The sequence below is a fragment of the Formosa agariphila KMM 3901 genome, from assembly GCF_000723205.1.
In the GTDB taxonomy this organism is placed as follows: domain Bacteria; phylum Bacteroidota; class Bacteroidia; order Flavobacteriales; family Flavobacteriaceae; genus Formosa; species Formosa agariphila.
Genome location: NZ_HG315671.1, coordinates 1,066,710 through 1,078,856, shown reverse-complemented (window position 1 = coordinate 1,078,856; position 12,147 = coordinate 1,066,710). Strand labels below are relative to the sequence as shown.

10 protein-coding genes and 2 tRNA genes are annotated in these 12,147 nt (G+C 32.9%); 4 read left to right on the top strand and 8 right to left on the bottom strand.

The window, feature by feature from the left end; genetic code table 11:
• Positions 1–404: 404 nt before the first annotated feature.
• Positions 405–1,439 carry an AI-2E family transporter gene (locus BN863_RS04680; protein WP_038528009.1) on the bottom strand — a complete coding sequence of 345 codons (1,035 nt, stop codon included), beginning with the start codon at positions 1,437–1,439 and terminating at the stop codon, positions 405–407.
• Between the two features lie 328 nt (positions 1,440–1,767).
• Here BN863_RS04680 and BN863_RS04675 point away from each other — a divergent pair, with 328 nt between their 5' ends.
• Positions 1,768–3,129: an acyl-CoA dehydrogenase family protein gene (locus BN863_RS04675; RefSeq protein WP_038528006.1), complete on the top strand. Its 1,362-nt coding sequence runs from the start codon at positions 1,768–1,770 to the stop codon at positions 3,127–3,129.
• 69 nt (positions 3,130–3,198) lie between these two features.
• Here the strand turns inward: BN863_RS04675 and BN863_RS04670 are convergent, their stop codons facing one another.
• The 6 genes from BN863_RS04670 to BN863_RS04645 all read right to left on the bottom strand — a co-directional run bounded on the left by BN863_RS04670 (position 3,199) and on the right by BN863_RS04645 (position 9,137).
• Positions 3,199–4,425, bottom strand: a complete 1,227-nt coding sequence (locus tag BN863_RS04670; RefSeq protein ID WP_038528003.1) for a cation:proton antiporter domain-containing protein — start codon at positions 4,423–4,425, stop codon at positions 3,199–3,201.
• 104 nt (positions 4,426–4,529) lie between these two features.
• Positions 4,530–5,228: a PRC-barrel domain-containing protein gene (locus BN863_RS04665; protein ID WP_084817461.1), complete on the bottom strand. Its 699-nt coding sequence runs from the start codon at positions 5,226–5,228 to the stop codon at positions 4,530–4,532.
• Positions 5,229–5,238: 10 nt separating this feature from the next.
• Positions 5,239–5,892 (bottom strand): hypothetical protein, encoded by a 654-nt coding sequence (locus BN863_RS04660; RefSeq protein ID WP_038528000.1) that lies wholly within the window; start codon positions 5,890–5,892, stop codon positions 5,239–5,241.
• Positions 5,893–6,785: 893 nt separating this feature from the next.
• Positions 6,786–6,860, bottom strand: a tRNA-Pro gene (locus BN863_RS04655).
• Between the two features lie 51 nt (positions 6,861–6,911).
• Positions 6,912–6,995 (bottom strand) — tRNA-Ser (locus tag BN863_RS04650).
• 90 nt (positions 6,996–7,085) lie between these two features.
• A complete protein-coding gene (locus tag BN863_RS04645; protein WP_038527998.1) occupies positions 7,086–9,137 on the bottom strand; it encodes an HD family phosphohydrolase in 2,052 nt (683 codons plus the stop codon).
• Between the two features lie 126 nt (positions 9,138–9,263).
• On the opposite strand from BN863_RS04645, the gene BN863_RS04640 reads away from it, so the two are divergent.
• The 3 genes from BN863_RS04640 (at position 9,264) to BN863_RS17910 (ending at position 11,788) form a co-directional block, all read left to right on the top strand.
• Positions 9,264–10,442 carry an acetyl-CoA C-acyltransferase gene (locus BN863_RS04640; protein WP_038527996.1) on the top strand — a complete coding sequence of 393 codons (1,179 nt, stop codon included), beginning with the start codon at positions 9,264–9,266 and terminating at the stop codon, positions 10,440–10,442.
• A 66-nt stretch (positions 10,443–10,508) separates the two neighbouring features.
• Entirely contained in the window at positions 10,509–11,258 is a 750-nt protein-coding gene (locus BN863_RS04635; RefSeq protein WP_038527993.1) for a C40 family peptidase, read from the top strand.
• Between the two features lie 77 nt (positions 11,259–11,335).
• Entirely contained in the window at positions 11,336–11,788 is a 453-nt protein-coding gene (locus BN863_RS17910; RefSeq protein WP_051774489.1) for a hypothetical protein, read from the top strand.
• A 58-nt stretch (positions 11,789–11,846) separates the two neighbouring features.
• Here the strand turns inward: BN863_RS17910 and BN863_RS04625 are convergent, their stop codons facing one another.
• Positions 11,847–12,107 carry a hypothetical protein gene (locus BN863_RS04625; protein ID WP_038527990.1) on the bottom strand — a complete coding sequence of 87 codons (261 nt, stop codon included), beginning with the start codon at positions 12,105–12,107 and terminating at the stop codon, positions 11,847–11,849.
• Positions 12,108–12,147: the final 40 nt, after the last annotated feature.

Below are 12,147 nucleotides of genomic sequence, written 5' to 3'. Positions count from 1 at the left end.
TTTATTGGAAATTTTTTCAGGACCAATAAGAAGTGAAACGTTTAAAGTTAGAGGGCCAACGCATTAATCATACATTATACTTTCTATTTTACCACCACCTGCATAGCTGTTACAGGAATCACCTCATTTAATATTACCTATTTTTAAACATTCTAAGTTTAATTTAAAGATACCCTAAATTTTTATATAAAGGTTTAAATTCTTATTTAAACATACCAATATCTAGTAAAATCAGCTTCACTAGTAAAAGTATAAGTAAGCATAAAACATATGTGCTAGAGTGCAGATTTTATTTTTTAGTGATGAGAAACTAATTCGAAATTCATATTCTGTGTTTCAGCTTGTAAAAGCTTTAACTCTTTATAAATATAATCTTATTGGCAGTGTTTTAAGTGTACTCTAATTTACTCTCTGTTTTTTATATATAAATCTTGCACTAATACAATTAGGATTACAATTATTGGAGTAGCTAAAACCAATCCCCATATCCCTGTTAGTGTTCCCATAATAAGCTGTGCGATAATTATAAGCGCTGGAGGCAGGTCTAGTAATTTTTTCTGAACAAGTGTTGTAATAAAATTACTTTCAATAAACTGAATTAGTATATAAAGTCCAACGACTAAAAGCGCCGTTTCAGGACTCTGTAAAAGTCCAATTAATACCGCTGGGATTAATGCTATTAAAGGTCCAAAATTTGGAATAAAACTAATTAAACCAGCTAGAAGAGCTAGAACAAGCCAAAGCGGGATCCCAATAATAGCCAAACCTATTGCCGTTAAAACAAAAACAACAAACATAGAGAAGAAGGTTCCTTTTAACCAGTTAAGTAACTGATTGCTTATATTATTTAGGACCTGCTTACCAGCTTCTTGCCCCTTAATAGGTATGAGTTGTACTAAGCCATTAATATAGATTTTAGGAGATATGGTAAAGAAAATTCCAATGAATAAAACAACATAAAGATCGCCAAAAAATCCGAATGTAGATTGGAAGAATTGCCCAGCAAAACCTTGTGCTTTCTCAATCGAGTCTACAGAAGAGAAATTGTCTACAATATTTCTACCTATCGAACTTTCATTTAATTTCGCCTTTGCATTTTCAACGGTCTTAGGTAAGGTTTCTACGAGTTCAGCCATTTGATCTTGTACCTTTGCACCAATCAACCAGAATAATCCTATGACTATTAAAAAGGTACTTATAATGGAAATAGCGACACATATTCCTTCCTTCCATTTGGTCTTTTTTTGAATAAAACTACTCAATCCTCTAAAAAATATAGCGATAAGTGCACCAGCTAATATTAGTAAAAAAACTCTAAATGTAGCTTTTAAAAGTAATATGGTAATTATTGAAAAAGCAAGTATTCCAACGACTATCCATACTTTTTTTTGAAAAGACGGATTGTTTTTTGAAGTAGATTGAGGTTTGTTTTCTTTCATCTTTATAGCGTAATTACTTAAATCATAAATTTACATTTAAATTATTTGATTTATGTGCTGCATTCCAATAGACTTAGACGCTAAAAATCATAATAAAACTATAAAATTACAGACGTTTAAAGTGCAAAGTCTCACTACTAAATGGAAATGAAATAATGTAACTTACTGTAAGTGTTTGAGTTAGCTGAAGCGGGATTAAAATTATCTATTTGATAATAATTTACGTGAAATTTTATCATATTAGCAAATGTGGTTGCTTTTTAGTACTTTAATTGTGGAATTTTACAAGTGTCCATGTCAGATGCATTTGTGAATTAAAAACAAAAGGATGGAATTTTTTAAAAAAATAAAACAAATTACACACTTAATGAAGCAAGTAGACTTTGCTGAATTAAATGAGATTTCAGAGAAAATAGACTTACCAAAAATTATGAAATCAGTTGGGGAATTGGACGATACTCAGCTTAAGGGATTAACTAAACTACTCACCGAAAAAGCCAAAAAAGGACAACGTCAATTGCCTCCTATAGATGGCGATTTCTACGATTATGATTTAAACCTGACTCAGGAACAGCGAGAAATTCAGATGAAAGTGCGTAATTTCATGGAGACCGAGGTCGAACCTATTGCAAACGACTATTGGAAGCGCGCAGAGTTTCCCATGGAAATTATCCCAAAATTAGCCGAACTAAATATTACAGGTGTGGCCTATGTAGGCTATGGCTGTCCTAATTTATCATTCGTTATGGAAGGTATTATCGCTGAAGAAATTTCTCGAGTCGATGTGTCTATATCTACTTTTTTTGGGGTTCATAGCGGATTGGCAATGGGATCTATTTACCTATGCGGAAGTGAAGAACAAAAACAAGAGTGGTTACCAAAAATGCAAAAAATGGAAAGCATTGGCGCTTTTGCTTTAACAGAACCTAATGTAGGAAGTGGCGTTGCGGGTGGTATGGAAACCACATGTAAGAAAGTGGGTGATGAATGGATTTTAAACGGACAAAAGAAATGGATTGGAAATGCCACTTTTGCCGATGTTATTATAATCTGGGCAAGAGATGTAGATAGTAATCAGGCGAAAGGCTTTTTAGTTAGAAAAGGAAATCCAGGTTATAAAGCGGAGAAGATTGAAGATAAAATGGCCTTAAGAACGGTGCAAAATGCCTTAATTACAATTACAGATTGTAAAGTGCTCGAATCCGATCGGTTACAAAAAGCAAATTCATTTCGAGATACAGCAAAAGTGTTAAGAATGACTAGAGCAGGCGTAGCTTGGCAAGCTTTAGGTTGTGCCAGAGGTGCTTATGAAAGTGCATTAAAATATACCAAGAAACGGGAACAATTTGGGAAACCTATTGCTAAATTTCAGCTGATTCAAAATCATTTGGTGGAAATGTTAGCAAACTTAACTGCAATGAAAGCGATGGTATATCGTCTTTCAGAATTACAAGATCAAGGACTTTTAACAGACGAGCATGCATCGCTTGCAAAAGTGTTTTGTTCTATGCGAACTCGAGATGTAGTAAGTCGTGCGCGAGAAGTGATGGGCGGTAATGGAATATTATTGGAATATGATGTGGCGCGCTTTGTAGCCGATGCAGAAGCTATATATTCTTATGAAGGTACCAAAGAAATAAATACACTAATAGTTGGAAGGGCGATAACAGGTTACAGTGCCTTTGTGTAATGGTTTTTACGATTTATTTCTAAAAAAGATATTTGAACTCATGCTATTCAATTAACATGGGTATCATTTTTAAATTTTAGAAATAGATCTTTTAACAGTTAAACCATGCAGAATAATTGAAATTAAAATGACTAAGGCTATAATAGAAAATAGCTGGTCGGTATTCTCAAATTCACCATTTTTAATGGCATAGGTTAAATAAAAAACAGAGCCTATGCCTCTAATTCCGAAAAAGGATATGGCTAATTTTTTCTTTAAATCTAAACCAGAATGTGTTAGTGAAATATAACCTAATACAGGTCTTGCTACTAAAACTAAACATAAACAAAATAGTACTAATTTAAGATCGAGGAAATTTAAGATACCCCCCATTATAGATCCTCCAAAAAAGACCATCCAAAAAATGATTAGAAATTTTTCAACATTGGTAATGAATTCTAAACTGGGTTCGTAATTATTTCTTTCACTATTTATATGCGCATGATAATGTGCAAAAAGGCCTGTAAAAAATACACTTATAAAACCATAAGAGCTCATAACCTCAGCTAAGCCATAGGACACTAATGTTAGCGAAATGGCGACAAAGGCTTGATGAATTTTGCTTTCTCTTTTTTTAGTCAGTTTAGTGGTAAAATAACTATATAGAAATCCGATAAGTATACCGACTACAACCCCAACTACAATTTTATACAACACATGATAACTTAACCAAGTTGTCCAAACTTCGCTGTTTAAATTATCTTTTTTAGACCATAAAATAGCCAAATAAACAAACGGAAATGCCAAACCATCATTTAAGCCTGCTTCTGCAGTTAAATTATATTCTACCCCAGTATTTCTTTTAGACACATCGGATTGTTTTTCATTAAGTTGAATTTCGGAAGCCAATGCTGGATCTGTCGGCGATAAAACCGCTGCTAATAGCAATGCAAGTGCTCCAGAAAAGTCTAAAATAAAATATGAATATAGGAATACAAAAATCATGAAAAGAGGCATCGTAATACCTAATAATCGTAATGGGTTCAGCCATTCTTTCCACGTATAGTTTAAACCTATTTTTAACCCTGCTACCATTATACTAATAATTACAACCATTTCAGAAAACTTTAAGGTTGAATCAATATCCCAAATCGGATCGGGCCAAGGTAATGGCGCTTTTAAATAATACAATAAGCCACCTAAAACAAGAAAAGGTATGGTGTAACTAATCTTAAAGTACTTTAGAACTATGGGTGAAAAACTAGCTAAAAGTGTGGTTAAACCAATAATTAATAATATTATAAAATAGGATGGCATAAGAGGTTGGAGGTTAGTAAATAATCATAATAATTTATTGGAATAACTAATTTTAAAAAAAATAATAAGGATTATCCCATAACGGAATAATCCTTATTTTAGAATTATCTTCTAGACCCCTGATTACTTTTAAAAGGGTTGTTTTCGAACTCATGTCTGTTGTAAAAATTTTCCTCGTCATACGGGTTATTTTTATGAGTTTTCGATGGTAAATCCGTTTCATCTGTTTCAACTTTAGAGAAATAGGAGGTGCCAATGTTATGAAATTTTCTTATTTCGTCACGCACCAGTTCTCTTATACGTTCTTCTTCAAAAGTTTCTGTTCTTTCAGTTTTAACTGCATCCTGAAGGTTTTGAAGCGCGATATCACGTTTATAAGAATCTAATACTTGTACTTCGTAAGCGCGATCTACATTGTCACCTTTTCTATAACGCTTAGTTTCAGAAAACGTTCTGTAGTTTACAGTGTGGGTATAAACGTGTTTTAAATCGGAATTGATATCTAACAAACCTATGGGAATAATAATATGATTTTCACCATCTTTATTAATAAATTCCCTAACCTCTCGGTTGCTGTCTGTACTATATGGATCATGACTTGCGTCGATTATAGATTTGTCTACCTCTACGTCAATGTAAACGACGCGCTGTGCTTCTTTATTAACTAGTAAATTATCTACTTTTCCAATTACTCGGTTATCTATGTCTTTTACATCCCAACCTCTAATATCGGCATAGCCTTCAGAAATTTTATAATCAGAAAGTTCGTCTAAATCGTATAAGTGCTTTTCGTTTGTGTTCATTTTGTAAGATTTAATAATTAATAGTTGTCAAGATTTCATAAGATGTATTAAGATAATCTTGAATGTTTTTCTGTTGCTTTGTCCAGTCTGTAGAAGAATTTAATTCATTAGAAAGGGTCTTTAAATTAGAAACTTCCTTGTCTAAATTTGGAGCATTTTTATTCTGAATTTCAGAAATAACAGCGGTAATCTCAGAACTTAGCGTTTTTAAATCTATTTTGCTGAAATCTTCTTGCCCCATTTGAGCCGACTTAAATTGATTTAAATCTGATTCTAAACTGCTTAAAGCTGGAGAACTATACAAGTTCATTTCTACTGCTTTAGAAGCAGAGGCATTGGCTAAATTGTAAAAGGCCTTTGCCGTGTATATAGAATCTGTTCCCAGTTTCATAGAATCATTTAAGGACTTCTGTACATTCACCAAGTAAGTTGAGCTGGGTTTATATTCAGTTGTAGTGTTGCTAGACGGTGCATTATTATAAGTCGCATTACTATTATCGGTAATCGTATCGGTCATTACTGGCTGATTTGTATTAGTATCATCCATATAATCGTCGTTATTATTAGTCGCATAAAACAGGAATAATATTATTCCTAAAACAACTAATAATCCTAAAATCCAAGGCCATATTGGCTTTTTCTTTTCTATTTTAATTTCTGCCATATCATTTTAATTTTATTGTATTCAGAATACTACAGGAGTTTCTTTTACATTGTTAGACTATAAAATTATAAATGAAAGCGCGAGTTGGTTTACTCTATCGAGAATTATATTAACCTTAAAAATTAAGGAAGATATTGTATCCTGTTTTTAGACTAAACCTATTTTTATAGGAATGGAATTTCGGTTGTGTTTACTAAAAGAGTTGCTTAAAATTTAAGCAATAGAAAAAAGATTAGTTAAAAATTTAAATGTTACTTGGGATAAATTCATATCCTGATCCTTCTGCTTTGCAAGGAATAACTTAATATATTTTTGAGTAGTGTAATAGTTTATAAACATACCATAAGTGAATGCCCTACTAATTTGAATAGTATGATAGTTAATTAAAGTGAGTAAAGAATACTCCTGTAAATCTTGACCTAAACCCGTGATTTAATAGCCTGAGCATCTATAAAGCATTTTCCAATGGCAAAAGAAACCACGCCAAGACTATTATAAGTTACTTAATAAAATCTTAAAAAACGTTGAGGAAAGTCTTCGCTATTTAAACTGATATCACCGCGTTTCACATTTACTGTAATTCTAGTGTAAATAGATACAAAATTATTCCTTGCTCTGGAAGCAGTAATCTAGAACAAAATACTGAGTGTGGATTGTGTTTGCATAGTGGTTGTTTTAATGTTAAACATGTTCAAGACGAAAGTCAAATCAACTATTACTATACACGTTTTTTAAAGTTAATCGGTTTACATTTTTAAGATTTAAAAACTGTGAACCGAATTGTGAACCGATTAGATTGATATGATATCAATTTAAATAAATGTCCTAAAACAATAAAACCTTGTAAATCATACGATTTACAAGGTTTTGAATCAATTTACAATTGACTATTGTCGGGGTGGCAGGATTCGAACCTGCGGCCTCCACGTCCCAAACGTGGCGCGATAACCGGGCTACGCTACACCCCGAGGTGTATTGTTAAAATCTTTAATTCCCGATATTATATTAAAGATTAATTGCGGAGAGACAGGGACTCGAACCCTGGCGACAGTTACCCGTCGACAGATTAGCAATCTGCTCCATTACCACTCTGGCACCTCTCCTAAATTCATGAACATTGCAATAATTTTGCGGTTGCAAATTTAAGCTATATTATCACAAATCAAAACCTTTTTACGTCTTTTTTATAAAAATTATTCAGGGTATTCAATTCTTAAATGGTAAATGTTTGCTAGCTTGAGTTTTAGCACTTTTTTAATAGATTGAATTTCTTTAAAAGTAATATTAGAATTTAAAAATTGTCCTTCGTCCATCTGCTTATCAATAATATTTTCAACAAACGCATCAATTTTTGTAGAAGTAGGGTCTTTTAAACTTTTTGAAGCAGCTTCCACACTATCGCACATCATTAAAATAGCGGTCTCCTTACTAAATGGCTTCGGCCCTAAATATCTAAAATCATCTATATTAACATCTTCTGGATTCGATTTTTTCTCCATCATATAAAAATAATAAACCACACTGGTTCCGTGATGTGTTCTAATAAAATCGATTACACGATCTGGCAGATTGCGCTTCTTCCCTATTTCGATACCATTTAAAACATGGTCTATAATGATTTTTGCGCTTTCCTTAGGTGCTAACTCATCATGTGGATTTATACCTGTAGATTGATTTTCGGTGAAATATGTTGGGTTTTTCATTTTACCAATATCATGATACAAAGCTCCAACTCGAATTAACATCGCATTTGCGCCAATTTCGTTTGCTGAAGCTTCTGCCAAATTAGCGACATTTAAGGAATGGTGAAATGTACCCGGGGCTTTCTCTGCTAATTCTTTTAATAACTTAGAATTGGTATCTGTAAGCTCCAACAAGGATACGTCTGACACTAACCCGAACATTTTTTCGTAAGCATAAATTAATGGTTGCACAAACAGCGTGGCTAACCCGCATAGAATAAACATTAAAAAAGTTTCCCATTTCAGGTTATCTATACTTCCTTCATGAATTACAAAGAATGCAAAATAAGCAATGATATAAACTATGGTAATTTGTCCTATCGAAATAAATAAATTGGCACGTTTGTATAATTCTGAAACCGTTAAAATTGTTACAATTCCCGCAATAATTTGAAGAAACATATACTCGTAACTATTAGGCACAATAGACCCCAATAGCAACATCGTTACTACATGAGTAAACAAACCTAATCGCGCATCGAAAAAGGCTTTTAAAACCAATGGCAGAATACAAATAGGCACCACATAAATATAGTGCGCATTATAATTTACAACAAACGAGGTGATAAAAACCATGAATAATATGTTGAAAAAAATAAAGGTTACTTTATTATTATTTTCGAACACATCGCGTCTGTATTTTCTTAAAAACAGTAATAACATTAATAAAGCGAGTGAAACCAACACGGTATATGCAAACACAATCCAATTGTAATTGGACGCATTCCAAACTTGCGATTCGTATTCAGATTCTAACGATTTTAAGACTTGAAACTTGTCACCCTCAACAACTTCTCCCTTAGAAATTAGAAGTGTTTCTTTCTCGATACTTCCTCTTGTGTACGAAATTTTACTGAGTTCTTCTTCTAGTGCACGTTCGGTAAACTCTTTATTATACGTTAAGTTAGGCTCTACAACATCATAAAAAATAGATAAGAATAATTTTTCATAACTACTCAATTCATGATTGATTAACGTTTGAATGAGTTGTGGTTTTATATTTCCTTGCTTAACTAAATTGGAATATTCTGCACTTACTTTTTCTACACGGTTTTCTAAAAGAACTACCGTACTTTTTGCATTAAAACTATGATCTTCATGCAGTACACCATAATGATAGAACTCGTTTAGAATTTTTGTTCCTTCAGAAAAGAGCGTTCTATAATCGGATTTAGGGATTGAATCTGGGACGGTTTCTTCAAACGTAATTTTATAATTCTTAAAAACTTGTTCTTTTATACCACTATCGATGTCGAAATACCGAATGGCATTATTAGTAACATCTTGTTTCTCTGTAGAAATTTCTTCATTACTTTTTTTAATGGCAAAATTGAAAGGCGCATATAAGTTTTCGGACTGCCATGGCTTACCTTTTTCAAAATCATATTTAAATCGTCCGCTTTTAGGAAATAAATACACTATTAAAAAAGTGGTACATATAAAAAGCAACACTTTATATAACAACGTATGATTTCTATACAAGGTATTTACAAAATCTTTCATGAATGGAATTAAGTAAATCAAATGTAATAAAAATTAAGGCGTTTTAACAGCTTTATAACTGAGGAATCCTTTATAAATCCTATTAATTTCATTAAATTCGTAACAATTAATTGCAAATAGATTCAAATGAGTAAAGAAGTCGTTATTGTTTCAGCAGCCCGAACACCAATTGGAAGTTTTTTAGGCTCAATTTCTACTATTCCCGCGCCAAAATTAGGTGCTGTCGCCATTAAAGGTGCGCTCGATAAAATACAACTTGACCCGAATTTGGTCGATGAAGTTTTTATGGGACAAGTGGTACAAGCTGGTGCAGGGCAAGCTCCGGCAAAACAAGCGGCTATCTTTGCAGGTATTCCTAATACAGTACCTTGTACAACAGTAAATAAAGTTTGTGCTTCGGGTATGAAAGCCATGATGCTAGCTGCACAGTCTATTGCACTTGGCGATGCTGAAATTATTGTAGCAGGTGGTATGGAAAACATGAGTATGATTCCACATTATATGCATGCTAGAACAGGTACTAAATTTGGTCCTACGACTTTAGTCGACGGACTTCAACAAGATGGGTTATTAGATGCCTACAACCAAAATGCTATGGGAGTTTGTGCAGATGCCTGCGCAACAGAGCATAAATTTACTCGAGAAGCACAAGATGCTTATGCAATACAATCCTATTCACGTTCTGCAAAAGCTTGGGAATCTGGAAAATTCGACAATGAAGTTGTTCCGGTTGAAATACCTCAGCGACGCGGAGAGCCTGTTATCTTTAGGAAAGACGAAGAATTCACAAATGTTAAATTAGATAAAATTCCTTCACTACGCGCCGTATTTACAAAAGACGGTACTGTAACTGCCGCAAATGCCTCTACAATAAATGATGGTGCTGGCGCTGTAATTTTAATGAGTAAAGACAAAGCGGAATCTTTAGGATTAAAACCTTTAGCCGTTATAAAAAGCTATGCAGATGCCTCTCTTGCTCCTGAATGGTTTACAACGGCTCCTGCAAAAGCATTACCAAAAGCATTAGATAAAGCAAATTTGAAAATTGAAGATATAGAGTTTTTCGAATTTAATGAAGCCTTTTCTGTAGTAGGTTTAGCCAATATGAAACTCTTAGGATTAACAGATACCAATGTAAATGTTAACGGAGGTGCCGTTTCTTTAGGGCATCCTTTAGGCTGTTCTGGAGTACGAATTGTTATCACGCTTTTAAATGTTTTAGAACAAAATAATGCTAAACTAGGTGCTGCTGCAATTTGTAATGGAGGTGGTGGAGCTTCTGCAATGGTAATAGAACGTCTTTAAATTGAAAATATCTTTTTTAAAAACACATTAAATTCTATATTTAGACCAAAATCCAATAGTTAATTAATGCAATACGGCGTTTGTAATTTAAGCATTGTCCCTTTAAGAATAGAACCTAGTGATGCTTCTGAACTTATTTCTCAGGTACTCTATGGTGAACATTTTAAGATATTAGAACAGCGAAAAAAATGGAGTAAAATAAGATTGGCTTTCGACACTTATGAAGGTTGGATAGATAATAAACAATATGTTGAAATTTCTGAAGACATATACAACTCACTAAATTCTGAACCTCTAAAATTATCTACAGATTTAGTCGAATTTGTATACGATAATAATCAACAACTTTACCCAATTCCTTTAGGGTCTACATTAAACAGTTTACAACTTTTAAACCATTCTCATGATGGTGAAGTAACAGATACAATTAAACCTAAAAGCAATCTTATAGATACCGCATTTATGTATTTAAATGCTCCGTATTTATGGGGAGGAAAAACACCGTTTGGTATAGACTGTTCTGGGTTTACACAAATGGTTTATAAACTTAACGGCTATAAAATATTTAGAGATGCCTCGCAACAAGCTACTCAAGGCGAAGCCTTAAGTTTTATAGAAGAGAGTGAAGCTGGAGATTTAGCGTTTTTCGATAATAATGAAGGACAGATTGTTCATGTTGGTATTATCATGAACGATAATTATATTATCCATGCACACGGAAAAATTAGAATAGACAGATTAGACCATTCTGGTATTTATAATGCAGATAAAAATATGCACACCCATAAATTACGTGTCATAAAAAAAATCATTTAATAAAAATCAAACCGGTCTAAGTAATACTTTTTCTGTATATTTATTTTCAAATTAACGACTATTAAACAAAAATTTTCATGAAAACCATAACTAGAAATCTGCTTACAGCACTTGTTGTATGCGTATTGAGTATTCAGTTTGTTTCTGCACAAAGAAACATACGCCCACCAGTTCATAATAACAATTATAATAACAGTAGCAAGCCTATTGGCTGGGTTAATCTAGGAACTACGCATGCTAAACACACAGCGGATCACGATAGAATAAATGTTCCTGGACCTTTCGATTATTACAGAAAAATTAAATTTAAAGTAAGAGATGCTCCTGTTAACATACAGCGTATGGTTGTAACTTACGATAACGGTGCTCCAGAAAAAATTGATACCCGATTCGATATTCCTAAAAATGGAGAAAGTAGAGTTATCGATTTAAGAGGAGGAAAACGAAAATTAAGAAGTATCGAGTTTTGGTACGACACTAAAGGTATTTTAAACGGTACTGCAGATGTAACAGTATACGGTTTAAAATAACCAATACTGTACAATAGAAATAAAAAAGCTAGTAATTAAAATTACTAGCTTTTTTATATTAAAAGGATAAAAACTCCCTTGGAATGGCGTTAAATCCTACTTCGTTAACGGCTTCTTCTACAAAACGAACTTCAATCATTTTTGAAACACTTACCTTAAACTGCTTAGGAAAAACAACATCTAAAAATTCAATAGATTCTACACCTTCGAGAGCCATTACAGCTTGTTTTACTTTTATAACATCTTTATGGTCAGATGCGTTTGTAGTAAATGTTCGAGGATGATCTTCTGGTATTACATTATCTAACAAGATTTCCATGTATAGCTTTTTGATTAATTAAAGTATTAATACAATCGCA